We start from the raw sequence: 23,521 nt of genomic DNA on the forward strand, positions 1-23,521 counted from the left end.
GCTCCGGCTCGGGCCCCGTCCGCCCCGGCGCCGGCGCGTCGACGGCCGGAAGGGAGTGGTCCGTGAGGTCCACCGGCGCCGAGAGCGGCTCCCGGAAGGCGAGGTTGAGCTGCACCGGGCCTGGGTCGGCCGAGTCCCTGCCGGTGGCCGCATCCGTGGCCTGCCGGGCCAGCGCTTCGGCCGCACCGGCCTCCTGCGGCGCTCCGGCCGGCGCCGGAAGGTCGACGCAGAGCCGGGTCGCCGGGCCGAACAGACCGGGTTGCACCGTGGTCTGGTTCGAACGGATGCCGCGCAGCTCGACGGGCCGGTCGGCCGTGAGCAGTATCATCGGAACCCCGGAGTGGTGCGCCTCGAGCACGGCGGGGTGGAGGTTGGCCACGGCGGTGCCGGACGTGCAGACGACCAGGGCCGGCCGGCCGGACTCGACGGCCAGGCCGAGCGCGAGGAATCCCGCGCCGCGCTCGTCGATGCGCACATGCAACCGGATCAGTGCCAGCCGCTCGAGTTCGGCACAGACCAGGGCGAGCGCCTGGGAGCGGGCGCCGGGGCTGAGCACGACGTCGCGCACGCCAAGGCGCACGAACTCGCCGAGCAGGGCGACGCTGAAATCGGTGGCCGGGCTGCCGCTGCCTGGCGCCTCAGGCATCCCGTCGGCCGGGCAGTTCGCCCTCGCCCGGATCTGCCGGTTTGGGGTCGAAACCCGACTTGCCCGCTGAACCCGTCGACCCGGCTGGACCGGTCGACCCGGCTGACCCCGTCGACCCGGTGGCACCGGTCGACCCGGTGCGCGGGTCGGGTTTGTCGAGGTCTGCCAGTTCCTGCTCGAGGGCTCGGATGCGCTCCTCGTCGGTCTTCTGCCGGTCGAGGCCCTTGAGGAAGTCGAGGTCGTCGTCGGGGGCCATCGAACGGGCGATACCCGCACCGCGGCGGCCGCGGCCCACGATCAGCCAGAGCAACGGGCCCACGACCGGGACCAGGAAGATGACGAACATCCACACCCAACGCGGAAGTCCCCGCACTCGATTGTGGGCGGTCGTCGCACAGTCGACCAGGGAATAGACGGTCAGGATGACGACCGCTAGCCCCACGACAATCCACACCTTGACCATCTGGTCATTGTAGAGCGCCCAGCCGAGAGATCGGTGTGTGGCACCCGGTGGGAGATCTAAGCTGGAATCATGAAAGCTGTTCCCGCCTGGTTGTCCTACTCGGTTTACCGCGTGCTCCTGTTCGCCGTTCCGCTCGCGATCCTGCTGGCCCTGCAGATCACCTGGTGGATCGCAGCCCTCGTCGCGGCGCTGATCGGGGTGTGCCTGTCCTACCTCTTCCTGCGCAGGCCCCGCGAGCGGGTCGCTCTCGGCCTGTACCAGGCCCGCCACCCCGCCCAGGAGACGCCCCACCCCGACGCCGAGTCAGAGGACGCGTCGATCGACCGCGCCGCGGGCGACGCGCTACAGCGCGAACGCCAGGGCGAGTAACACGCCGTAGGCCAGGGCCGTGAGGCTGGTCAGCTTCAGCGCGAGCACGAGTTCCTTCGACGTGGTCGCGGTGACGGCGATCAGGCCGGCCGGAACGGCCAGGAACAGCACGAAGAACGTGAACCAGGCCAGCGGGTAGAACAGCCCGAAGAACCCGGCGATGAGGAACGGCACGAGCAGGAAGACGCAGGACACCACCCGCGACGCCGTGCCGCCGATCAGCACCGCGAGGGTGCGCTTGCCCGACGCCCGGTCGGGTTCGAGATCGCGCAGGTTGTTCACCATCAGCACCGCGCAGGCGATCAGACCGATTCCGACGCCGCTCAACCAGCTTTCCGTGTTGACGGTGCCCACCTGCACGAAGGTGGTGCCGAGCGTGGCGACGAGGCCGAAGAACACGAAGACGAAGACCTCGCCGAGGCCGAAGTAGCCGTAGGGACGACGCCCGCCCGTGTAGAACCAGGCGGCGACGATGGCCGCGGCGCCGACCAGCAGCAGCCACCACTGACCGGTCAGCACCACAAGGGTGAGGCCGGCCAGCGCGGCGAGCGCGAAGAAGGCCAGCGCAACGGACAACACCGCGCGCGGCCGCGCCGCGCCGCCACCGGTCAGCCGGGCCGGACCGATCCGGTTGGCGTCGGTGCCGCGGATGCCGTCCGAATAGTCGTTCGCGTAGTTGACGCCGATCTGCAGGCACAGGGCCACCACCAGCGCGAGCAACGCCCGCACCCAGTGGTAGCTGCCCGGCCCGGCGGCGACGATGGCCGCTCCCGTGCCCAGCGCCACCGGCGCGATGGCCAGCGGAAGTGTGCGGAGGCGCGCGCCGGAGACCCAGTCGCCGGCCGTCGCGGGCCGTCCGGTTGCCGCCGCGCGGGTGCGCGGGGCGTTCCGCCTGGCGGGGTTGCCAGATCTCCCGGACCCGGCCGGCTTGCCTGACCCGGGCTGTGACCCGGTGGACGCCGAAGGGTTCAAACGCTGCATTCTGGGCCTGATCGGCCGCGCTGGTTGTGCCACGCATTCATGCTACTTCTTGGCGGCCCCGGCCAGTCGCGCGAGCGCCTGGCGATCCGGTTTGCCGGAGGCGAGCATCGGAATCGCGGCGACGAAAACGAGGCGCGCCGGCCGCGCCGCCGGGCCGAGCACCGCCCCCGTCGCGGCCCTCACCCGGTCGAGCGGCTCCGGGCCGGCCGTCACGGCAGACGGCGCCGACGAGTGCGCCGGGTTCGGGACGACGACCACCGGCACCTGACCCCAGCGGTCATCGTCCACCGCGATCGCCACGGCCCCGGCCAGGCCGGGGAGCAATCGCACGACCCGCTCGACGGCGTCGAGGGACACCTTCTCCCCGCCCGAGATGATGACGTTGTCCTGGCGCCCGAGCACGCGCACGAGGCCGGAGGCCGGGTCGACGTCGCCCAGGTCGCCGGTGCGGTACCAGCGCACCCCGCGCAGCTGACGGAAGCGATCCCCGGTCAGGTCGGGGTCGCCGAGATAGCCCTCGGCGAGCACCGACCCGGAGATCTCGAGCTGCCCGTCGACGGCCCGCACGTCGGTGTCGCCGATCGGCAGCCCGTCATAGACGCACCCGCCTGCCGTCTCGGAGGAACCGTAGGTGCGCACCACCCGCAGGTCGAGGTCCGTTGCGCGGGCCAGGAGCCCCGCTGGGGTGGCCTGCCCGCCGACGAGGATGCCGGTGAACCGTCGCAGCACGGCCAGCAGGCGCCGGTCGTCATCGGCCGCGGCCACCAGCCGGGCCAGCTGGGCCGGCACGAGTGACGTGTACCGCAGCGGTTCGGCCAATCGCTCCGAGCCGGCCAGGAAGGCCGCCGGGTCGAAGTGCCCGCCGGGCAGCACCACCGGCGTGGTCTGGGCCGCGATCGAACGCACGAGCACCTGCACCCCCGCGATGTAGTGCGCCGGGAGTGCGAGCAGCCACTGGCCGGCGCCGCCGAGGGCCACGGTCGAGGCGGCCGCACTGCTGAGCAGCGCGTCGGTGCCGAGCATCACGCGCTTGGGGACATCCGTCGACCCCGACGTTTCGATCACCACGGCCACCCGGCGCGGCACGGTGGCCCCACCTGGCAGCGCGGGATCGGGGAGCAGTGCGGGACCTTGACGCAGGCCGGGAACGGGGAGCAGTGCGGGACCGGCGCCGGCGAGCGCCTCCCGCAGGCACACCATCAGTTCGAGGGGATCGCCTGCCGCCACCGTGCGGAGCTCACGGGTCACCGCTAGAACTGCCAGTCGTATGGGCCCCAGTCGGGGTCGCGCTTCTCCAGGAACGCGTCGCGCCCTTCGACGGCCTCATCGGTGCCGTAGGCGAGGCGGGTGGCCTCCCCGGCGAAGACCTGCTGGCCGACGAGGCCGTCGTCCACGGCATTGAAGGCGAACTTCAGCATCCGGATGGCGGTGGGCGACTTGGTCAGGATCGTGCGAGCCCAGTCCAACGCCTCCACCTCGAGCTCGGCGTGCGGCACGACGGCGTTCACGGCCCCCATCTCGAGAGCGCGCTGGGCGGAGTACTCGCGGGCCAGGAAGAACACTTCCCGCGCGGTCTTCTGTCCCACCTGGCGGGCGAAGTAGGCGCTGCCGTATCCGGCGTCGAACGAGCCCACGTCGGCATCCGTCTGCTTGAACTTGCCGTGCTCGGCACTGGCGATGCTGAGGTCGCAGACCACGTGCAGGGAGTGCCCGCCGCCGGCCGCCCAGCCGGGGATGACCGCGATGACGACCTTGGGCATGAACCGGATCAGCCGCTGCACCTCGAGGATGTGCAGCCGGCCGCCGCGGGCCTTGTCGATGCCGGTGGCTGTCTCACCGTCGGCGTACTTGTAGCCGTCGCGGCCGCGGATGCGCTGATCGCCGCCCGAGCAGAACGCCCAGCCGCCGTCCTTCGGGCTGGGCCCGTTGCCGGTGAGCAGCACGACGCCGATCCGCGGGTTGACCCGCGCGTCCTCGAGCGCCGCGTGCAGCTCGTCGACGGTGTGCGGACGGAACGCGTTCCGCACCTCCGGCCGGTTGAACGCCACCCGGGCGATCTGGCCGGTCAGGTCGTGGTGGTAGGTCACATCGGTGAGTCCGTCGAAACCGGCGACCTCCCGCCATTGGCTCGGATCGAAGATTTCGGACACCTGTTCGGTCATCCCGCCAGCCTACGCGGGCGGGGCGGCGACAGCCCCAGACCGGTCGCGATCGCCCCGCGCGGCTGGCAGCACCGGGCTCGCCGCACCGCGCCGACACGCCGTGAGGAGAGCTCAATTACTCCTTCGGGGGACAAGAAGTCAACCCCCTTGAGGGGCACGTTTTCACCATGTGTACTGAGGGCCTGAGATCACCTGAGATCACCCGAGATCAACCCGGAGGCAGTCGTGGCTGGATATGGCGCAGGGGCAGCATTCCGCAACGATGTGAACGCGATCGACGTGACCAGCGCTGAGGGGAAACGTCGTCTCGTGGACATCGTTGAGATTTCACCGGTGGAATGGTGTGTGCGAGACAGCGCGATTCCGGCCGACGATCCACGGGCGCTGCGCGGATTCATCCAGCGCGTCGGCGGAGCCTTCGAGGTGACGAACCTGCACCGGTTGCGCGAGCGTTCCTACTACTCCTCGTTCGACGCGGCCGCGGCCAGCCTCGAGTCCCGGTCCACCCTCGCCGGGGCGGTCCGCTGATGAGCGCCCTGATGCAGACGCCGCTGTCGGCCCCGCCGCTGCAGTCCCCGCCGGTGCAATCCCAGGCGTCGCAATCCCGGGCGTTGCCGTCCGCGCCGGCGGCGCCCTCCTCCTCCCCCGGCCGGGGAACCGGTTCGTCCTCCGTCTCCCGCTACAGCAGGGCATCCACGGATGCCTTCGGCGACTACCTGCGCCGCATCGGCAAGGGCCCGCTCCTCACCGCCCTCGACGAGGTCGAACTCGCCCGCCGGATCGAGGTGGGCCTGTTCGCCGCCGAGCGGCTGACGCGGGGAGTGGCCGACCCTGCCTGTGCCCGCGAGCTGGCCTGGCTGGCCCACGACGGCGGCCGGGCGAAGAACCATTTCATCGAGGCGAATCTCCGCCTGGTGGTGAGCATCGCCAAGCACTACTCCGGCCGCGGTGTCCCGATCATGGACCTCGTGCAGGACGGCAACATCGGACTCGTTCGCGCCGTGGAGAAGTACGACTTCATGACGGGTTACAAGTTCTCGACCTATGCCACCTGGTGGATCCGGCAGGCGATCCACCGCGGAATGGCCGACAAGTCCAGGATGATCCGCATCCCCGTGCACACCGCGGAGAAGCTGAACAAGATCAAGCGCATCCGCCGCGACCTCACCAGCACCCTCGACCGCGACCCGACCCTGCGCGAGCTCTCCGATGCGGCGCAGATCCCGGCCAGGGACGTCTCCCGGCTGCTCCAGTACGACAACGAGCCGATATCCCTGCACGCGCCGGTGGGCGACGGGATCGGGGACATCTCCGAGCTGATCATCGACGATGACCTGCCCCAGCCCGACGAGTATGCCACCATCACCCTGCGAGCGGCCGACATCGTCTTCTACCTCGACGCCCTGCCGCCTCGGGAACGGGCCATCCTCGTGGCCAGGTTCGGCCTGAACGGCGACGAGCCGCGCACCCTCGACCAGATCGCCGTGATCCAGGGGGTCACCCGGGAACGCGTGCGGCAGATCGAGAAGCGCGCGCTGGCCCTTCTGCACGTGCCGCGCCTCGAACGGTACCTCCGGGATTGACTCCTGGCTTCCCCCCGAATTGAGAGTATCCCGCCACCACAGTTCGCGCGTATTCTCGTTAGTAGTCATTAAACGGGGGTTTTGAGATGGGCAAGCTGACCTACAATTCGACGTTGTCGGCCGACTTTGATGATCGGGTCCTCGCCCACATCCAGGTCGTCATCGGCGCGAAGCTGCGCCGCGGCGAGTGTTTCTACTTCACCTGGCGCGACGATCCCCAGGGCGGGGACGGCCGGAGCACCATCTGGCTGCACCCGGCCATTCCGCTCACCTACAAGTACTTCGGCGGCCGGTCGCCCAGTCTCAACCGGGAGTGGATCGAAGCCCTGATGCTCACGGCGAATTCCTCCGGGGGCCTGCAACTGGTCCCGGAGCCGCACCGGGCCACAGCCGTCGTGACAGTGAGGGATGACTCATGAACCGCATCGACATCGTCTACGGTGGCCAGCAGTACTCCCTCGCCGGCCGATCGATCGACTCGATCCAGACCGAGATCGATGCGGCGATCACGACGGGCAAACCGTACTGGCTGATGGTGAACAGCGGCGGCGGCCGGTTCGAGGACGCCTACCTGCTGATCGCCCCCGGCATCCCGTTCGCGGTGCTCAATGTGAAGCCGGAGGACGGGCAGGACATCGATCTCGACGTGGACGGGGTGTTCGGCCAGGACGGTCTCTGACCCACCCGGACTCCGGGCACGGATGCCGCGCCCGTTCGTGTGCGCGCCGCCGGCCAGCGCGGTTCGCCAGCGCGGTTCGTCAGCAGCGCTCCGCCGCTGCTGGCACACTGGGAACATGCTTCCTTCACTGGACGATTTGCTCGGAACGGCGCGCGTCGTCGCGTTGCCGCTGGTCACGCGGTTTCGCGGCATCGACAGCCGTGAGGCGCTGCTGCTGCACGGCCCGGAGGGCTGGACCGAGTTCTCCCCGTTCGCCGAGTACGACGACGCCGAGGCCGCCGCCTGGCTCCGCGCGGCCATCGACTTCGGCTGGGAGAGGGCCCCCGCGCTGCTCCGCGACCGCGTCCCGGTCAACGCCACCGTGCCGGCCGTCGACGCGGCCGAGGTGGCCGGTGTGCTCGCCCGGTTCCCCGGCTGCCGCACGGCAAAGGTGAAGGTTGCGGCCCCCGGCCAGACCCTCGCCGACGACGTCGCCCGGGTGCGGGCCGTGCGCGACGTGCTCGGGCCGGAGGGACGCATCCGGGTCGACGCGAACGGGCTGTGGAATGTGGATGAGGCCGAGCACGCCATCCACGCGTTGAACGAGTTCGACCTCGAGTACGTGGAACAGCCGTGCGCGAGTATCGAGGAACTCGCCGAGATCCGCAGCCGCACCGCCTACCTCGACGTCGGAGTCGCCGCGGACGAGAGCGTGCGCCGCGCCGACGACCCGCTGCTGGTGGCCCGCACCGGCTCCGCGGACATCCTCGTGATCAAGGCCGGGCCGCTCGGCGGCATCCACGCGGCGCTGGCCCTGATCAGACAGGCCGGCCTGCCGGTCGTCGTCTCCAGCGCCCTCGACACCTCGGTCGGCATCTCGATGGGCGCGCACCTCGCCGCCGCGATCCCGGGCCTCGACTACGACTGTGGCCTCGGCACCGCGTCACTGTTCGCGGCGGATGTCACGCGGGAGCCGATCCTGCCGGTCGACGGGAGCATCCCGGTGCGCAGGGTCACGCCGGACCCCGACCTGCTCGACCGTTATGCGGCATCCGCCGAGCGGCGCGACTGGTGGCTCGCCCGCCTGGAACGCTGCTACGCGCTGCTCGCCGACTGACCTGCCCCGTCGAATTCGACGGAGATTTTGGCCAAAACGGCCAAAACCGGTCTCGCCACGGGCGATTATGCGAAAAAGTCCGTCGAATTCGACGGGTCAGAGGCCGGAGTAGGAGTGCAGCCCCTTGAAGAACACGTTGACGATGCCGAAGTTGAACATCACGGCAGCGAAGCCGATGATCGCCAGCCAGGCTGAGCGCGACCCGCGCCAGCCGCGGGTTGCCCTGGCATGGATGTACCCGGCGTAGAGGGTCCAGATGATGAACGTCCAGACCTCCTTGGTGTCCCAGCCCCAGTAGCGGCCCCACGCCCGTTCGGCCCAGATCGATCCCGCCATGAGGGTGAAGGTCCAGAGAATGAATCCGATCACGTTCACCCGGTAGGCGAGATTCTCCAGGGTCGCCGCCGAGGGCAGCGTGGCCAGGAAGCGGAGCGGCCCGGTGCGGCCGGTCGCCAAGAAAGCCTGGCGCCGGAACTGCATCAGCTGAACCGTGGAGAGCGCAACGCCGAGCGCGAAGAATCCCGTGGCGAGGGAGGCGACGAAGACGTGGATGACGAGCCACACCGACTGCAGCGCGGGCGGGAGCGGCGCCACCTCGACGTAGAAGCGCAGAGCCGCGACACCGAGGAGCACGAGCACCATTCCCGTGACGAAGGTGCCGAGAAAGCGAAGGTCGACCCGGGTCAGCACGACCAGGAACACGGTCACGATCAACAGGGTGCCCGTCATCGCGAATTCGTACATGTTCGCCCAGGGCACCCGGCCGGCCGCAATTCCGCGCAGCACATCCGCGATGAGCTGCAACAGCCAGGCCAGCACGGTGAGCGCGACACCGACCCGCAGGCTCGGCGAACGGCCATACGGGGTGCTCGCATCGTTCGCGATCCGTGCGCTGATCCTGGTCAGGGTCGTCGTCTCTCCGGCGGACGCCCCGGCCCGAGCGCCGGCGTGACCGGTGGCGGTACCCGAGGCATCCGAGTCGGTTCCCGCCGCCTCGCGGAGGGCCTCGCCGGGGGCACCGTTCGTGACTGCGGCAGACCGTCTGGCCAAGTCGAAGGAGAACGCGATGAACGCCAGCGCGTACACGGCCATGGCCGAATACAGGCTCAGGATCGAGAGTTCGTTGAGATTCACGGTAACAGCCTAATTGGGTCGAGAGCCGGATCGGCTGATTGGCGGGTCAGCAGCAGCGCGGCATGACGGTCCGCGAGCGACGTGACGGCGGCCTCGAGAGCGGGATCCTCACCCCGGGCGAGCCCGGCGTACTCGAGCCTCAGGGAACCGTCTTCACCCTCGACCGCCTTCACCCAGAGTCTGCGCCGCGGCACGAGCAGGGAGACCAGCAGCCCCAGCACGGCCAGAACCGCGAACGACATCACCCACGCCTGGGTCGGATCCTGACGGATGTCGAAGGAGGCGAACCTGCGAACCGAACCGGAGAAGTCGCCCGGCTTCGCCCCCGGCGTCGCGTCGTCGAACGTGACGGAGCCGAGCCCGCCAGGCAGAGCCTGGGATTCGCCCGGCTTCAATTCGATCGATTTGACGCCGGTTTTCCCACCGGTCAGCTGCGTCATCTTGTCGGTCTTCAGCGAATAGACCGACGTCGGCACACCGTCGTTCAATCCGAGGTCACCGGCGTAGACATTGAGGGTGAGCACCGGGTATTGAAGGTCGGGGAACGACGAATAGTACGCCCCCGAGACCGCCTTCGCCTGGGTCGGGTAGAAGAATCCGATCATGCCCACCTGCTGCGCCAAGCCGTCCGGCACCTTCACGACCCCGAGGGAGGTGAGGTTGGCATCCTGCGGCAGGAACGGAATGGGGTCGGTGAAGACGACCACGCCCGCCGGGTTCTTCACGGTGACGCTGGGCGCATACCCGTTGCCGAGCAGGTAGATGTTGGTATTGCCGGCCTTCATCGGAACGTTGACCTTCACCTGGCCGGTGTCGACGGCCTGTCCGCGCCGGGTCACGCTCACTCCGGCCGAGTAGTCCACGGGCTGCCCGTACGCCTTGAGGTTCCGCATTTCGTAGGCGACCGTGAAGTCGTTGAGGGTCAGCTTGTACGGCTCGAGGGTCGCGTCATCGAAGAACCGACCGGGGTTGAACGAGTCGTAGGCCAGCAGCGTGTTCACGAAGGTCTGGCCCTCGACCAGGACTCGCTGGCCGCCGAAACCGAAACCGCCGCCGAATCCGACAGTGATCAGGATGCCGACGAGCGCGAAGTGGAAGAGGAGATTGCCGGTTTCGCGCAGGTAGCCGCGTTCGGCCGAGACCGAGAACTCCGGCCCGCTCTCGAACAGGGCCACCCGGTAGCCGCCCTTCCGCAGGAGCCCCCTGGCGGTGGTGACCGCGGCCTGGGCATTCGCTCCGGCTGGCGCGGTGCGGCTGGTGAAGCCGGCCAGTCGGGCGAGCCGCGCCGGAGTGCGCGGCGGTTTCGCACGGAGGGCCTGAAAGTGGTGCTTCGTGCGCGGGATGACGCAGCCGATCAGGGAGATGAACAGCAGCAGGTAGATGGCCGAGAACCAGGCCGAGGAATACACGTCGAAGGCCTGGATCTTGTCCAGGGCCGGCGCGAGGGTGGGGTTGTTGGCGAAGTACTGAGTGACCCCGTTCGGGTCTGCGCTGCGCTGGGGAACGAGGGAACCCGGCACGGCGGCGATCGCCAGCAGCAACAGCAGGAACAGCGCCGTGCGCATGCTGGTCAGCTGGCGCCAGACCCAGCGCAGCCAGCCGACCGGGCCGAGGGCAGGTTGGTTGATGGCGCCATCGCTCAGCGGCGCCGGGGAGTCGTAATGGTCAGATGGGCGTGACAAAGCTGCCGATCACTCCTTGCAGGTCGAGGAGCCAGGCGTTCCACACGCCGCTCACCATGAGCACACCGATGACGACGAGCAACACGCCGCCGAAGAGGTTGATCGTTCGCACATTCCGTTTGAGGAAGGACACAGCGCCCGTCGCCCAGCTCAGGCCGAGAGCGATCAGTAGGAAGGGGATGCCAAGGCCGAGCGCGTAGAACAAGGCGAGCAGCCCGCCCTGCCAGGGTGACCCCGTGGTGAGGCTGAGCGAATTGATCGCGGTCAGCGTCGGCCCGGTGCACGGCGTCCATCCGACGGCGAAGACGGCCCCGAGCACGGGTGCCCCGGCGAGTCCCATCCGCGGCTTCCAGGTGGCCTTGACGGTGCGTTGCAGGACGGCGAACTGGCCGACGAAGACGAGGCCGAGCAGGATGACGACGACCCCGGCGACCCGGGTGACCAGGTCCCGGTACTGGTTGAGCCAGAAACCGGCGAATCCGAAGACGACGCCGGTGAGCACGAAGACGAGGGTGAACCCGAGGATGAACAGGGCCACGCCGGCCAGCAGGCGGCCCTGGCCACGCCGGTCCCCGCGCGCCGCGCTGGTGCGCCCGTCGGTGAACCCGCCGATGTAGGCCAGGTAGCCGGGAACGAGGGGAAGGATGCACGGCGACGCGAACGAGACGAGGCCGGCCAGCACGGCGACCGGGATGGCGAAGAGGAGTTGGCCGCTGAAGACGATCTCACCGAAGGGATTGCCCACGCCTACGCGCCCTCGTCGAGTGCGGAGGTGATCAGGGTCTCCAGGATCGACGGCGAGGACAGCTCGCCGAGGATGCGGGCGGCGACCCTTCCCGACCGGTCGATCACCAGCGTGGTCGGCACCGCGTTGGGCGGGATGCTGCCGCTGAACGCCAGCTGCATGGCCCCGTCGCCGACATCCATCACCGAGGGATAACCGACCCCGTAGTTCTCGTTGAAGGCGACCGCGTTCGCGGCCTGGTCTCGCACGTTGACGCCGACGAAGGAGGCCCCCTTCCCCTCGAACTGCGCGCTGAGCTTCTGCAGAGCGGGAGCCTCTGCCCGGCATGGGGCGCAGCTGGCGTACCAGAAGTTCACGACGACGACCTGCCCGGCATAGTCGGCGCTGGAGAGGGTCGCGCCGGTCTCGCTCGTGCCCGCCCACGCGATCGGATCGCCGCGTTCGGCCGCGGGGATCTCGGTCCAACTGCCGTCGCCCGCGATGAACCCCTTGTTGCTGCCCTCACGGTACTGGGCAGCGAGCGGGTCGGTCGCGCAGCCCGTCAGGAGCAGCGCCACCGCCACGAGCCCGACCATCGCCGCACGCGCACGAACCCTCATACCGCCCCCACGTCGGTGGCGCCGGCCTGAAGTTCGACGGCGGGGTTCGAGTAGCCCACCTCGACCGGGCCGTCGCCGCGCCAGGACAGGGCCGTGATGCTCGAGAGGCCGCACCGGCGTTTGCGGGGGTCGTGGGCTAGGCGTTCGCCGCCCAGGGCGCGGTGCACCGTCCAGATCGGCAACTGGTGGCTCACCAGCACGACGTCGCCGCCGTCGACGGAGTGGTACGCGTCGTCGATCGCGGCGAGCATCCGACCGGCGATGGACTGGAACGGCTCTCCCCAGCTGGGCCGGAGGGGATTGACCAGGGCCCGCCAGTTGCGAGGGTCGCGTAGGGCGCCGTCGGGGCCGCGCATCCGTTTGCCCTCGAAGAAGTTGGCCGGCTCGATCAGGCGCGGGTCGATGTCGACGGGGAGGCCGAAGGCCGCCGCGATCGGCGCGGCGGACTCACGCGTGCGCTGCAGCGGCGAGGAGACGATCCGCACGACCGGGCGACCTCGTTGGACCAGATCGGCCGCCGCTGCCTCCGCCATGGCCTGGCCGAGGTCGGAGAGACCGAAGCCGGGCAGCCGTCCATAAAGGACGCGTTCGGGGTTGTACACCTCACCGTGTCGGACGAGATGAACCTGACTGGCTGCCACCCGAACAGTCTACGGAGGCCCCACCCGCGAATTCGCCGAGAGCGTGCCGCTAAACTCGGCAGGTGACTGCGCGCATACTGATCAAGAACCTGGCCGCCCTCTCGAATAGCACCGTCACGGTGTCCGGGTGGGTCGACACCGTCCGCGACCAGAAAAAGGTGCAGTTCGTCGTGCTCCGAGACGAGTCCGGCGCGGTGCAGCTGGTGAACCCGCGCACCACGGATGCCGACGGCGTCGTTGTCGCCGACGAGCCGGCCACCACGATCTCCGCCCTCTCACAGGGCAGCTTCGTCACCGTGACCGGCGAACTCAAGCACGACGAGCGGGTCAAGCTCGGCGGCATCGAGATCAAGCTGGCCACCATGGAGCTCGCCACCGCCGCCATCCCGGAGACCCCGATTGCGGCCGATTCCAGCCTCGACAAGCGGATGGACTGGCGCTTCCTCGACCTGCGCCAGCCGAAGCAGAACCTGATTTTCCGCATCCAGACCACGTTCGAGCACGCCCTGCGCACGTATTGGATCGAGCACGACTTCATCGAGCTGCACACCCCGAAGCTGATGGCCAGCGCGAGCGAGTCTCGCGCCGAGCTGTTCGAGGTGGAGTACTTCGAGACCAAGGCGTACCTCGCGCAGAGCCCCCAGTTCTTCAAGCAGATGGCGCAGTCGGCCGGCTTCGGGAAGGTCTTCGAGGTGGGGCCGGCGTTCCGGGCCGACCCGTCGTTCACCAGCCGCCACGCCACCGAGTTCACCAGCGTCGACGCCGAAATCAGCTGGATCGACAGCCACGAAGACGTCATGCAGCTGCACGAAGAGCTGCTCGTCGCCGGTTTCGCCGCTGTCAAGGCCAAGCACGGCGACGAGGTGCTCGCCCTGTTCGGCGTCGAGGTGACCGTGCCGAGCCGGCCGTTCCCGCGCATCCCCCTGGCCGAGGCCAAGGAGATCGTCAAGAGCCGCGGCTACGAGGTGCCCCGCGACGACGACGACATGGACCCGGAGGGCGAGCGCCAGATCGCCGCCTACGTGGCCGAGACCTACGGGCACGAATTCGTCTTCCTCACCGACTATGCCGCCAGCATCCGGCCGTTCTACCACATGCGCCCTGAGGGGGACGCGAGCGTCACCAACAGCTACGACCTCATCTTCAACGGCACCGAGATCTCCACCGGCGCCCAGCGTGAGCACCGCATCGACGTTCTCGTCGAGCAGGCCAAGGAGAAGGGCCTCGATCCGGAGGAGCTCGGCGGCTACCTGGACTTCTTCCGTTACGGCGTGCCCACCCACGGCGGGTTCGGGATGGGGCTGGCCCGCGTGCTCATGCTGATGCTGCACCAGACCAGCATCCGCGAGGTCACGTTCCTCTTCCGCGGCCCGTCACGCCTCGAGCCCTAGGCAGTTTCCGGATTTCGACAGGCTCAATCACCGGTGGTCGAGCCGCCCGGTGGTCGAGCCCGTCGAGACCCGGTGGTCGAGCCGCCCGGCGGTCGAGCCGCCCGTGGTCGAGCCCGTCGAGACTCGGTGGTCGAGCCTGTCGAGACCCGGTGGTCGAGCCCGTCGAGACCCGGTGGTCGAGCCCGTCGAGACCCGGTGGTCGAGCCCGTCGAGACCCGGTGGTCGAGCCCGTCGAGACCCGGTGGTCGAGCCCGTCGAGACCCGGTGGTCGAGCCCGTCGAGACCCGGTGGTCGAGCCCGTCGAGACCCGGTGGTCGAGCCCGTCGAGACCGGCGTGGTCTCGACAAACTCGACCACCGACGGGCCTACGGAACGAGGAAGTCCACGGCCATCTTGGCCGAGACGACCGACCGGATGAAGGTTCCTGCCGCCTGGTGCGCCGGGTGCGCCTGGTAGCGGGCGACCGCGGCCAGGTCGTCGAAGTCGGCGATCAGGACGACGTCCCAGTTGTCGCCGCCGACCACATCGGCGCCCACCCGCAGGGAGCGGATCTCCGCCACGACGCCGACGAGGGCTTCCAGCCTGGACGCGATCCCGGCCGCGTCCCCTGCTCTGGTCGCCGGGTCGGTCGCGCTGAGCTTCCAGGAGACAACGTGCCGGATGCTCATCGAACAGCCAGCAGCGCCGTGCGCAGCCGCAACGGATCGATGCGCCAGTAGTTGTGCACCTTGCCGTTGATCAACAGCACGGGAATGTCCTCGACATAGAGCTCGTTCAGCTCGGCGTCGTCGAGGATCGAACGTTCCTCGAGCACGATCGCCGGCGCCGCCGGGTTGTCGGCGAGCTTCGTGACGACGCTGTCAACCAGCTCGCGCGCGTCGTCGCAGAGGTGACATCCGGGCTTGCCGATCAGGGTGAGGAATGCTGTGGCCATTGCTCCAGCCTATGCTGGCCCTGCCGGTGTGCGCGCAACTAGACTCAAGCGCACATGTCTGAAGCCAACGCCGCCCGCTCCATCGCATTCTTCGATGTCGACAACACGCTCATGCGCGGCGCGAGCCTGTACCACCTCGGCATCGGCGCCTGGCGGCGGCGCCTGATCACCAGACGAGACATCACATCCTTCGCCTGGAAGCAGGCCAGGTTCATCGCGGTGGGCGAGAACCGGGTGCACCTGGCGAGTGTGCGCGAGCGCGCGCTCGAGGTCGTCGTCGGCCACAACCGCGCCGAACTCATCGACCTGAGCCGAGAGATCTTCGATGCCCGGCTCATCCGGCTGCTCTGGCCCGAGACCGTCGCCGTCGCCCGCGCGCACCTGGAGGCGGGCCGCGAGGTCTGGCTGGTCTCAGCCACCGCCCAGGAGGTCGCCGACGTGATCGCCGAGCGGCTCGGATTCACGGGCGCTCTCGGCACGGTGCTCGAGACCGTGGAGGGCGTGTTCACGGGTCGACTGATCGACGGCGTCTGCCACGGGGACCAAAAGGCGGAGGCCGCGCGCGGCCAGGCCGTCCGGAGCGACGCCGACCTGGCAGACTGCTGGGCCTATTCCGATTCGCACAACGACATTCCGCTGCTCGACCTCGTGGGCAACCCCGTCGTCGTGAACCCGGATGCGACGCTCCAGCGGTACGCGATGGCGCGCCACTGGCCGATCATGCGGCTGGGGCGCGGCAGCATCGCTGCGGCCGCGCGGGCAAGCAAAAAGCGCTAGGTCCAAAGACCTAGCGCTCACGCAAGAAACGACGCTTCAGGACCAGACGGCCCGGAACCGACTTACTTCTTATTGCGACGCTGGTGACGGGTCTTCCGAAGCAGCTTGCGGTGCTTCTTCTTCGCCATACGCTTGCGTCGCTTCTTAATTACAGAACCCACACGGACCTCACAAGATTTGGTTACAAGATTTGGTTTCGCCACGAGATTCGCGGCCGACACGAAAACACCATTCTACCGGAAAAAGAACGGCTGCTCACGCGGTGTCCGCAATGGGTCGCTGAATCACCGCGGAAACGGCAGATTCCGGCACCCGGAACGACCGGCCGAACCGAATCGCCGGCAGTTCCCCGGAGTGCACGAGACGGTATACGGTCATCTTGGAAACGCGCATCATCTCGGCCACCTCGGCGACCGTTAGGAAGCGTACGTCAGCGAGATCTTGCATTCGGGTTTCTCCTCACGATCGTGGGCCGGTCCTGTTACGGACGATACCCACGTGCTAGGTGAAAACTCTAGGGGTTGACCCGAACGGCCGTCTAGTCGTTTTTACGCCATTTTCGGGGCTTGGCGTCTTTCACCGCATGCGCCATCTGGAATGACGTGTCGGCGAAGGCCTTTCCGATTGCCGCGGCGAATGCCCGCTGCTCCTCCTTCAGCCCCTCGGTCTCCTCGGCGGCCTCTTCGGCCGACGCATCGAAGTCGACGCTGAGGAACGGGATCAGCCAGTCCTCGATCTCCTCGAGGGGCGCGTAGTCCAGGTGGTAGTAGCGGTGCTGGCCGGCTTCGCGCACGCCGACGAGGCCAGCCTCGCGCAGCACCTTGAGGTGCTTGGAGACGGTCGGCTGGCTCAGCCCCAGCTTGTCGACGATGTCAGACACGCTGAGCTCGCCACCGGCCGTGCTCGACTGGTTGTATCGCTCAAGGAGAATGCGTAATATTTCGCGTCGGGTCGAATCCGCCACCACGCCGAAGATGTCTGCCATGCCTCAAGGCTAGTCATTCCCGGTGGGGGATACCATGGCGGCCGGGCGTGGCGCCTGATTTCGACAGGCTCAATCACCGGGCGGAGGTCGAGCCCGTCGAGACCCGGCGCACCGATTTCGACAGGCTCAATCACCGGGCGGAGGTCGAGCCCGTCGAGACCCGGTGCGCCGATTTCGACAGGCTCAATCACCGGGCGGAGGTCGAGCCCGTCGAGACCCGGCGCGCCGATTTCGACAGGCTCAATCACCGGGCGGAGGTCGAGCCCGTCGAGACCCGGTCCGCCGATTTCGACAGGCTCAATCACCGGGACAGGCTCAATCACCGGGTTAGAACTAGTTGCCGGCGAGTTCGCGGGCGCGGGCGAGGGCGGCATCCGTTGCCCGGTCGAAGAGTTCCTTGAGGCCACCCTTTTCGAGCTCCCAGACGGCCCGCTCGGTGGTGCCGCTCGGGCTGGTGACCTGGCGACGGAGTTCCGTCGGCGACAGGTCGGAGCCCGCCAGCAGGGTGCAGGCACCGAGGAAAGTGCCGTTGACCATCACGGCCGCCTCCTCCGGGGTGAAGCCCTTGGCGACCGCCGTGGCCGTGAGCTGCTCGATCAGGTAGAAGACGTAGGCCGGGCCGGAACCGGAGATGGTGCTGAGCGCGTCGAGTTTGCTCTCCGGCACGACGAGCACGTCGCCGACGGTGCCGAACAGGGCGGTCGCGAGCTCGAGGTCGGTGGCGCTGGAGCGGGTGCCGGCGCTCAGCCCGGTGACGGCCTTGCCGACGAGCGCCGGCGTGTTCGGCATCGAGCGGATGACCGCCACCGACTCGGGCAGCAGCGATTCGAAGGTCGCGATGGTGACGCCGGCAGCGACGCTCACGACGAGCGTTCCGGGCTCGAGGCTGCCGGCGATCTCGGTGAGCAGGTCGGGCACCATGGCCGGCTTGACGGCAACGATCACGATGCGCGCGCCGGCCACGGCCTTGAGGTTGGCCTCGGGTTCATCCGCCGTGGCGAATGCGGTCACGCCGTCGAGGCCGCTCAGTTCGGCGGCCTTCGATGCGGTTCGGTTGGTCGCACGGATGCCGCCCTCGACCGTGACGCGCGGGGTCAGCAGACCGGTCAGGACGGCCCTGGCCATCGATCCGGCGCCCAGGAACGCGATGGTGGGGAGCGTGGTGGAAGCAGTCGACGTCATGAAGGGAGTCTAGTTACGCGTTCATGACCGGACACGGTGTGCCGTGGCCGGTGCACGCGGTTTGCCCGGCGTTCTAGGATTGCTGCATGAGCGCATCCGGCGGAAACAAAGCAATCGTGGCCGCCCTGGCGGCCAACCTGGGCATCGCCGTCACGAAATTCATCGCGTGGGCCTTCTCCGGCTCCTCCTCGATGCTCGCCGAGGGCGTGCACTCGCTCGCCGACTCAGGCAACCAGCTGCTGTTGCTGCTCGGCGGCCGCAAGGCGCGCAAGGAGGCGGACGCGGAGCATCCGTTCGGCTACGGCCGGGAACGCTTCGTCTACGCGTTCGTCGTGTCGATCATCCTCTTCTCCATCGGCGGCGTATTCTCGCTGTACGAGGGCGTGGAGAAGCTGCAGGACCCCCACCCGCTTGAGGTGCCGTGGCTGCCGATCGTGGTGCTGCTGGTCGCAATGGGCCTCGAATCGTTCTCGCTGCGCACCGCCATCAGGGAATCGAACCTCGTGCGCGGCAACCAGTCGTGGGTGCAGTTCGTGCGGCACGCGAAGGCCCCTGAGCTTCCCGTGGTGCTGCTCGAGGACATCGCCGCCCTTGCCGGTCTGGTGCTCGCGTTCCTCGGCGTCGGCCTCACGATCATCACCGGCAACCCGATTTGGGACGCCATCGGCACGCTGTGCATCGGCGTGCTCCTCGTCCTGGTCGCGATCGTGCTCGGCGTGGAGACCAAGAGCCTCCTGGTCGGCGAGGGCGCCGGGCGCGCGGATGCCTCGCGCATCGAACGCGCCATCCTCTCCGGCCCGGAGACCCGCAAGATCATCCACCTGAAGACGCTCTATCTCGGGCCGGACGAACTGCTCGTGGCCGGAAAGATCGCCTTCGACGCCGAGGCCCGGTTCTCGGACATCACCACCGGCATCAACGCGGTGGAGGCCCGGATCCGGGAGGCAGTTCCCGTCGCCCGGGTGATCTACCTCGAGCCGGACATCTATGTCGACCCGGCCCATCGCGGCCTGACCACGGACGCGATCGTGATCAAGGGCAGCGAATGAGCCGCAATGCTCTTGTCCTCCGCCACGACGACATGATCCACCTGGGAAACCTCGAACCGGTCCTCCGCGACCACGGCTATGACGTGCGCTACGTGGACACCATGCGGGAGGACGTGAGCATCCTCGACCCCCACGCCGCCGACCTCCTCGTCGTGCTCGGCGGGGAGATGGGCGTCTACGAGGCCGACCGGTTCCCGGCCCTCCGCGACGAGATCACCCTGCTCGAATCCCGGCTCGGCGCCGGCCGGCCGGTCTTCGGGGTCTGCCTGGGCGCCCAGCTGATGGCGACCGCGCTCGGCTCCCGGGTGTACCGCGGCCCGACCAACGAGATCGGCTACCGCTCCGTGGAGCCGACCGAGGCCGGCGCTGATTCCCCGGTGCGGCACATTGCCGGGGTGCCCGTGTTCCAGTGGCACAGCGACACCTTCGACCTGCCCGAGGGCGTCACCCGGCTGGCCGGGTCGCCGCAATACGGCAACGAGGCGTTCGGGGTCGAGAACTGGGCTCTGGCGGTGCAGTTCCATCCCGAAGTCACCGAGGAGATGCACGAAGTCTGGCTGGCAGCATCCGAGGCCGAGGTGGCCGCGGAAGGCTTCGACCCGGCGAACCTCCGCCGGGAGCGGGAGCGGTACTCGGAGGGCATGCAGGGCGCCTCCCGGGCCATGTTCAGCGAATGGCTCGCCGGGCTGGATCGCTGAAGAAGTCACGAAGCAGGATGCCGCACTCCGCGGCATCCACCTCGGCGAAGACCTCCACCCGGTGGTTGAGCCTGCGGTCACGCAGCACGTCGTAGATCGACCCGGACGCCCCGGCCTTCTCGTCCCAGGCGCCGAAGACGACCACGGGCACGCGTGCCGCGACGATCGCGCCCGCGCACATCACGCACGGCTCGAGGGTCACCACGAGGGTGCACTCGGTCAGGTGCCAGTCACCGAGGAACGCGGCGGCCTCGCGGATCGCGACGATCTCGGCGTGGGCGGTCGGGTCCTGGTGCAGCTCGCGCTCGTTGCGACCCCGGCCGATCACCGCCCCGGACTGGTCGAGCACCACCGCGCCGACCGGGACATCCCCGGTCGCCAGAGCCGCGCGCGCCTCCGCGAGGGCAAGCAGCATCCACCCGCGGTGCCGACGATCCTGCTCGCCCATCCGGATGCCTCCCCCGACTAGTAGATTGAGCCTATGCGAGTCCACGTAGCCGACCACCCCCTGATCACCCACAAACTCACGGTTCTCCGGGACAAGCGCACCCCGTCGCCGCTCTTCCGCTCCCTGGTGGAGGAGCTGATGACGCTCCTCGCCTACGAGGGCACCCGCGGCGTGCGCGTCGAGAAGGTCACCGTGCAGACACCGGTGGCTGAAGCCCGCGGCGTGCAGATCAGCGACCCCAAGCCGCTCGTCGTCCCCATCCTCCGGGCCGGCCTCGGCATGCTCGAGGGCATGGTCAAGCTCCTGCCGACCGCCGAGGTCGGCTTCCTGGGCATGGCCCGCAACGAGGAGACACTCGAACCGACGACCTACGCCGAGCGCCTGCCCGACGACCTGTCCGACCGCCAGTGCTTCGTGCTCGACCCGATGCTCGCCACCGGAGGATCGCTGATCGCAGCGATCCAGTTCCTCTTCGACCGTGGCGCGGTGGACGTCACGGCGATCTGCATCCTCGCCGCCCCCGAGGGGCTGGCCGCGGTGGAGAAGGCGATGGCCGGCCGCGAGGTCACCATCGTGCTCGGCGCGGTCGATGAGAGGCTCGATGAGCACGGCTACATCGTGCCCGGCCTCGGCGACGCCGGCGACCGCCTCTACGGGCTGGTCTGATCCGCCGGCCCACCCGGACTGCAGGACCTGCGACGAACAACACGCCGCAGGCACTGTAGTTCACGAATCTTTGATGAAATAGTAATTCGTCACGGAATCTTTTGCAGTTGCCCGATCGATCACCGATCCTCCGATCCGTCCCAGCCCCGGCGAACGTGGTGCGCGTCACACCGCGTCACCCGGGGTCACAGAATTGACACACGCCGTAACAGTGGGCTTTACTCGCACTATGACAACGAGCGCACGCCCCCTGACCTCCTTCGAGGCCCCCGGGACTGCCGGCATGATGATGCCCGGCAGTTGCTCCGCGTGTTGCCGAATGTCCCGCTGACCGCGAACCATCGCCGAGTTCCCGCCGCTGTACCAGCGGCAGGTTGAACTCCCGCTCTTCCCCGATTTCGCCCCGGTCCTCGACGGCCACGCCTCGCCGAACCACGAATCGCGTCCCGCGATGGTTCCCCCGCATCATCACACCAAGGATTCCTCCCATGTCGCTTGCACACATTGACACCGCCCGCTCGGCCCAGGCCGCCCGCCTCGAGCAGGCACTCAACCAGGCTCCCGCCGCCCCACGCATCCGCGCCGTCCCCGACGGCACCCAGGCCCGCGGGTTCGTTCTCTACGTCGGCATCGACGAGGCGAAAGCGGCCGCGGCCGGCACGAGCCTCGGCCGCATCGTCGAGGCGCTCAAGGCCCTGACCAACGAGCTGGCACCGGATGCCGAGACCCACGCCGCCGTCGCCCTGGCACCGGTGGGCGCCGGCGGACGCGATGTCGACGTCGTGCGGCTTGCCCTGCAGGACCCGGCCGCGCTGGCCAGGCACCGCAACGAGACCGAAGACCCCGACCGGGCGGCGGGCGGCGTCGTCGTCGACATCTCCCGCAAGCGGGTCATCCTCGACAGCGAGACCGCGGCCCTCACCTACAAGGAATTCGAGCTGCTGCAGTACCTCGTCCTGCGCGAAGGCCGCACCATTGAGCGGGCAGAGCTCATCTCCTCGCTGTGGAATGCCTCAGACGAGGAAGACGCACCGAACGAGCGCACGATCGACGTGCACGTGCGCCGTCTGCGCGCCAAGTTGGGCCGCTACGAGGACATCGTGCGCACGGTCCGCGGCGTCGGCTACCGGTTCGACCGTCACGCCGACGTGTCGATCCGCCAGTCGAGCACTCCGAGCCCCGACGTCTTCTAGGCCACTCTTCGCGCTGCGGCGTATCGCGGCTGCACGGTGATGCGTCAGTGGCCCGTGAATGTGATTGAGGGCCGGTCGCAGAGGCTAACGACCGACCCTCTTCCCTTGCACCAAGAGTGTCCTGCAATCACATTTCGCGCCTTCCGCCACAGCAAACGGTTGACGCACAATGAATATATAACGAACCGGTAACGGAGCGCTAGCTATCCGCTCGTTATTTTCCTGCGAATTCCCTCTCAGCGAATTCGGTGCTCCGCTGTCGAGTCCCTATCCTTGGGGAACACGACATTGGAGGCATGGTGAGCGATCGAGCGGCTGCCGTCGGCGCCTGGGAATCCCTCTTCCGGGCCCAGGTGGCCATCATGCGCAGCCTCGCCTCGGACTTTCCTGCCCACGGGATCTCCTTCAACGAATACGACGTGATGTTCAACCTGTCGCGGGAACCCGACCGGCGCATCCGTCTGCGCGATCTCAATGAGCACGTGCTGCTCACCCAGCCGAGCGTGAGCCGCCTCGTCGACCGGCTCACCTCCCGCGGGTACGTGCTCAAGCTCACCGACCCGTCCGACGGGCGCGGGGCAATCATCGAGCTCACGCCCGAGGGGTATGACGTGTTCCGGCGGGTCGCGTTGCAGCACATGGACACGATCACCGGGCGGATGGGCGACGCCCTCTCCAATGAGGAACTGGCCCAGTTGACGGGCCTCTGCGACCGACTGCGCACGGCGCCCTCCGGCGCCGGCCTCAAGCCTCGGCACGCCTGACCGCGCCCCCCGAAATGGCCCTGTGCAGGCGGCGACTGGCGGCGTAACGTAACGCTCAGGAGGTGAGTCTCATGCGCGCACGCCCAGGAGATCGAATCATCATTCGTGGTCGCACGGTGGAGACACCGGATCGGCACGGCGAGATCATCGAGGTTCGGGGAGAGGAGGGCGAGCCGCCCTACCGGGTCCGGTTCGGCGAGGGCCACGAGAGCGTCGTCTACCCGGGGTCCGACTTCGTGGTTGAACACGCCGAAACGGTCTGACCCGGCCGCTGACGTCCGGGCATGCACACAACACTGCTCCGGTCTAGGGGGTTCTGACCGCGCCCGGCGAGAGCTAACGTCGTGACTACACGTCGCATACGTGGCGTTTTTCCCCAAGGGGGTCCATCGGCATGAGAATCACCTGCCCGTTCTGCCATGCACCGGCCCGGCTCACGCCGAATCCGGCCCACTCCGAACGACTCACTCTTCCGCTCTACGTCCTCAAGTGCTCCGGGTGTGACCGCACCAGCGTGCGGCGTGACTCGGCCAGGCCGACGCGGATCACTCTCGCTGCACGCTGACCGGTGGTCGCGGCGTCCGCCGTCAGACGCCGGGTGCACTGCCAGGACGACCCGGCAGGGAAAGAGTAGCGGCCGCACCAGGGGAAAAC

Annotated in this window: 31 protein-coding genes; 14 read left to right on the plus strand and 17 right to left on the minus strand. The window is 68.5% G+C overall.

Features of this window, described 5'->3' with window-relative positions; genetic code table 11:
* A partial coding sequence (locus E3T48_RS11960; RefSeq protein WP_255455824.1) for a thiamine pyrophosphate-binding protein occupies positions 1-646 on the minus strand: 646 nt, incomplete at its 3' end.
* Positions 639-1,109: a PLDc N-terminal domain-containing protein gene (locus E3T48_RS17485; protein ID WP_134524282.1), complete on the minus strand. Its 471-nt coding sequence runs from the start codon at positions 1,107-1,109 to the stop codon at positions 639-641. The genes E3T48_RS17485 and E3T48_RS11960, both read right to left, overlap by 8 nt.
* A gap of 69 nt (positions 1,110-1,178) precedes the next feature.
* Here E3T48_RS17485 and E3T48_RS11970 point away from each other — a divergent pair, with 69 nt between their 5' ends.
* Positions 1,179-1,478, plus strand: a complete 300-nt coding sequence (locus E3T48_RS11970) for a DUF4229 domain-containing protein (protein WP_134524283.1) — start codon at positions 1,179-1,181, stop codon at positions 1,476-1,478.
* Here E3T48_RS11970 and E3T48_RS11975 read toward each other — a convergent pair.
* Genes E3T48_RS11975 through E3T48_RS11985 form a run of 3 tightly spaced genes read right to left on the minus strand, consistent with a single transcriptional unit; the run spans position 1,452 to position 4,621 of the window.
* Complete coding sequence (locus tag E3T48_RS11975) at positions 1,452-2,459, minus strand: 1,4-dihydroxy-2-naphthoate polyprenyltransferase (RefSeq protein ID WP_134524284.1); 1,008 nt, start codon at positions 2,457-2,459, stop codon at positions 1,452-1,454. The genes E3T48_RS11970 and E3T48_RS11975 overlap by 27 nt on opposite strands.
* Positions 2,460-2,501: 42 nt before the next feature.
* Positions 2,502-3,707, minus strand: a complete 1,206-nt coding sequence (locus E3T48_RS11980) for an AMP-binding protein (RefSeq protein ID WP_241986795.1) — start codon at positions 3,705-3,707, stop codon at positions 2,502-2,504.
* Between the two features lie 2 nt (positions 3,708-3,709).
* Positions 3,710-4,621 (minus strand): 1,4-dihydroxy-2-naphthoyl-CoA synthase, encoded by a 912-nt coding sequence (locus tag E3T48_RS11985; RefSeq protein WP_134524285.1) that lies wholly within the window; start codon positions 4,619-4,621, stop codon positions 3,710-3,712.
* 225 nt (positions 4,622-4,846) lie between these two features.
* Here E3T48_RS11985 and E3T48_RS11990 point away from each other — a divergent pair, with 225 nt between their 5' ends.
* The 5 genes from E3T48_RS11990 (at position 4,847) to E3T48_RS12010 (ending at position 7,979) form a co-directional block, all read left to right on the plus strand.
* Positions 4,847-5,149 carry a hypothetical protein gene (locus E3T48_RS11990; RefSeq protein WP_134524286.1) on the plus strand — a complete coding sequence of 101 codons (303 nt, stop codon included), beginning with the start codon at positions 4,847-4,849 and terminating at the stop codon, positions 5,147-5,149.
* Positions 5,149-6,204 carry a sigma-70 family RNA polymerase sigma factor gene (locus E3T48_RS11995; protein ID WP_241986796.1) on the plus strand — a complete coding sequence of 352 codons (1,056 nt, stop codon included), beginning with the start codon at positions 5,149-5,151 and terminating at the stop codon, positions 6,202-6,204. The genes E3T48_RS11990 and E3T48_RS11995 overlap by 1 nt, the downstream gene beginning before the upstream one ends.
* Positions 6,205-6,290: 86 nt before the next feature.
* Positions 6,291-6,623, plus strand: a complete 333-nt coding sequence (locus E3T48_RS12000; RefSeq protein ID WP_134524287.1) for a DUF7882 family protein — start codon at positions 6,291-6,293, stop codon at positions 6,621-6,623.
* Complete coding sequence (locus E3T48_RS12005; RefSeq protein WP_134524288.1) at positions 6,620-6,883, plus strand: hypothetical protein; 264 nt, start codon at positions 6,620-6,622, stop codon at positions 6,881-6,883. Before E3T48_RS12000 ends, E3T48_RS12005 begins: the two co-directional genes overlap by 4 nt.
* A 115-nt stretch (positions 6,884-6,998) precedes the next feature.
* Positions 6,999-7,979, plus strand: a complete 981-nt coding sequence (locus E3T48_RS12010; protein WP_134524289.1) for an o-succinylbenzoate synthase — start codon at positions 6,999-7,001, stop codon at positions 7,977-7,979.
* Between the two features lie 96 nt (positions 7,980-8,075).
* Here E3T48_RS12010 and ccsB read toward each other — a convergent pair whose 3' ends face one another.
* The 5 genes from ccsB to E3T48_RS12035 are packed head-to-tail and all read right to left on the minus strand — an operon-like array spanning position 8,076 to position 12,780.
* The gene (gene ccsB / locus E3T48_RS12015; protein WP_134524330.1) at positions 8,076-9,071 is read right to left on the minus strand and encodes a c-type cytochrome biogenesis protein CcsB; all 996 of its coding nucleotides are present in this window, start codon (positions 9,069-9,071) and stop codon (positions 8,076-8,078) included.
* A gap of 38 nt (positions 9,072-9,109) precedes the next feature.
* Positions 9,110-10,795 carry a cytochrome c biogenesis protein ResB gene (resB, locus tag E3T48_RS12020; protein ID WP_134524290.1) on the minus strand — a complete coding sequence of 562 codons (1,686 nt, stop codon included), beginning with the start codon at positions 10,793-10,795 and terminating at the stop codon, positions 9,110-9,112.
* Positions 10,779-11,540: a cytochrome c biogenesis CcdA family protein gene (locus E3T48_RS12025; RefSeq protein WP_134524291.1), complete on the minus strand. Its 762-nt coding sequence runs from the start codon at positions 11,538-11,540 to the stop codon at positions 10,779-10,781. The genes resB and E3T48_RS12025 overlap by 17 nt, the downstream gene beginning before the upstream one ends.
* A gap of 2 nt (positions 11,541-11,542) precedes the next feature.
* Positions 11,543-12,139 carry a TlpA family protein disulfide reductase gene (locus E3T48_RS12030; protein WP_134524292.1) on the minus strand — a complete coding sequence of 199 codons (597 nt, stop codon included), beginning with the start codon at positions 12,137-12,139 and terminating at the stop codon, positions 11,543-11,545.
* Positions 12,136-12,780 carry a histidine phosphatase family protein gene (locus E3T48_RS12035; protein WP_134524293.1) on the minus strand — a complete coding sequence of 215 codons (645 nt, stop codon included), beginning with the start codon at positions 12,778-12,780 and terminating at the stop codon, positions 12,136-12,138. The genes E3T48_RS12030 and E3T48_RS12035 overlap by 4 nt, the downstream gene beginning before the upstream one ends.
* A gap of 77 nt (positions 12,781-12,857) precedes the next feature.
* On the opposite strand from E3T48_RS12035, the gene aspS reads away from it, so the two are divergent.
* Positions 12,858-14,171, plus strand: a complete 1,314-nt coding sequence (aspS, locus tag E3T48_RS12040; protein ID WP_134524331.1) for an aspartate--tRNA(Asn) ligase — start codon at positions 12,858-12,860, stop codon at positions 14,169-14,171.
* A 365-nt stretch (positions 14,172-14,536) separates the two neighbouring features.
* On the opposite strand, the gene E3T48_RS12050 is transcribed toward aspS, so the two are convergent.
* Complete coding sequence (locus E3T48_RS12050) at positions 14,537-14,839, minus strand: Dabb family protein (protein ID WP_134524295.1); 303 nt, start codon at positions 14,837-14,839, stop codon at positions 14,537-14,539.
* Positions 14,836-15,105: a glutaredoxin family protein gene (locus tag E3T48_RS12055; protein ID WP_134524296.1), complete on the minus strand. Its 270-nt coding sequence runs from the start codon at positions 15,103-15,105 to the stop codon at positions 14,836-14,838. Before E3T48_RS12055 ends, E3T48_RS12050 begins: the two co-directional genes overlap by 4 nt.
* A 54-nt stretch (positions 15,106-15,159) precedes the next feature.
* Between E3T48_RS12055 and E3T48_RS12060 the strand changes: the two genes are divergently transcribed.
* Positions 15,160-15,882: an HAD family hydrolase gene (locus E3T48_RS12060; protein ID WP_134524297.1), complete on the plus strand. Its 723-nt coding sequence runs from the start codon at positions 15,160-15,162 to the stop codon at positions 15,880-15,882.
* A gap of 62 nt (positions 15,883-15,944) precedes the next feature.
* Here E3T48_RS12060 and E3T48_RS12065 read toward each other — a convergent pair whose 3' ends face one another.
* From E3T48_RS12065 to proC, 4 genes are all read right to left on the minus strand, one after another.
* Positions 15,945-16,043: a 30S ribosomal protein bS22 gene (locus tag E3T48_RS12065; RefSeq protein ID WP_003792170.1), complete on the minus strand. Its 99-nt coding sequence runs from the start codon at positions 16,041-16,043 to the stop codon at positions 15,945-15,947.
* A 94-nt stretch (positions 16,044-16,137) separates the two neighbouring features.
* Positions 16,138-16,329, minus strand: a complete 192-nt coding sequence (locus E3T48_RS12070; RefSeq protein WP_134524298.1) for a helix-turn-helix domain-containing protein — start codon at positions 16,327-16,329, stop codon at positions 16,138-16,140.
* A gap of 91 nt (positions 16,330-16,420) precedes the next feature.
* Complete coding sequence (locus tag E3T48_RS12075; protein ID WP_134524299.1) at positions 16,421-16,867, minus strand: ArsR/SmtB family transcription factor; 447 nt, start codon at positions 16,865-16,867, stop codon at positions 16,421-16,423.
* Positions 16,868-17,200: 333 nt separating this feature from the next.
* The gene (proC, locus tag E3T48_RS12080) at positions 17,201-18,049 is read right to left on the minus strand and encodes a pyrroline-5-carboxylate reductase (RefSeq protein ID WP_134524300.1); all 849 of its coding nucleotides are present in this window, start codon (positions 18,047-18,049) and stop codon (positions 17,201-17,203) included.
* 86 nt (positions 18,050-18,135) lie between these two features.
* Between proC and E3T48_RS12085 the strand changes: the two genes are divergently transcribed.
* Positions 18,136-19,098 (plus strand): cation diffusion facilitator family transporter, encoded by a 963-nt coding sequence (locus E3T48_RS12085; protein WP_134524301.1) that lies wholly within the window; start codon positions 18,136-18,138, stop codon positions 19,096-19,098.
* A complete protein-coding gene (locus tag E3T48_RS12090; RefSeq protein WP_134524302.1) occupies positions 19,095-19,796 on the plus strand; it encodes a glutamine amidotransferase in 702 nt (233 codons plus the stop codon). Before E3T48_RS12085 ends, E3T48_RS12090 begins: the two co-directional genes overlap by 4 nt.
* On the opposite strand, the gene tadA is transcribed toward E3T48_RS12090, so the two are convergent.
* Positions 19,765-20,244, minus strand: a complete 480-nt coding sequence (tadA, locus tag E3T48_RS12095; protein ID WP_134524303.1) for a tRNA adenosine(34) deaminase TadA — start codon at positions 20,242-20,244, stop codon at positions 19,765-19,767. The genes E3T48_RS12090 and tadA overlap by 32 nt on opposite strands.
* 33 nt (positions 20,245-20,277) lie before the next feature.
* On the opposite strand from tadA, the gene upp reads away from it, so the two are divergent.
* From upp to E3T48_RS12115, 4 genes are all read left to right on the plus strand, one after another.
* A complete protein-coding gene (gene upp / locus E3T48_RS12100; RefSeq protein WP_134524304.1) occupies positions 20,278-20,910 on the plus strand; it encodes a uracil phosphoribosyltransferase in 633 nt (210 codons plus the stop codon).
* Between the two features lie 488 nt (positions 20,911-21,398).
* The gene (locus E3T48_RS12105) at positions 21,399-22,103 is read left to right on the plus strand and encodes a winged helix-turn-helix domain-containing protein (protein ID WP_134524305.1); all 705 of its coding nucleotides are present in this window, start codon (positions 21,399-21,401) and stop codon (positions 22,101-22,103) included.
* Between the two features lie 296 nt (positions 22,104-22,399).
* Positions 22,400-22,867 (plus strand): MarR family winged helix-turn-helix transcriptional regulator, encoded by a 468-nt coding sequence (locus tag E3T48_RS12110; protein ID WP_134524306.1) that lies wholly within the window; start codon positions 22,400-22,402, stop codon positions 22,865-22,867.
* A 71-nt stretch (positions 22,868-22,938) separates the two neighbouring features.
* Complete coding sequence (locus E3T48_RS12115) at positions 22,939-23,130, plus strand: DUF1918 domain-containing protein (RefSeq protein ID WP_134524307.1); 192 nt, start codon at positions 22,939-22,941, stop codon at positions 23,128-23,130.
* The last annotated feature ends 391 nt before the right edge of the window (positions 23,131-23,521 follow it).

This window comes from Cryobacterium fucosi, assembly GCF_004403515.1.
GTDB lineage: Bacteria > Actinomycetota > Actinomycetes > Actinomycetales > Microbacteriaceae > Cryobacterium > Cryobacterium fucosi.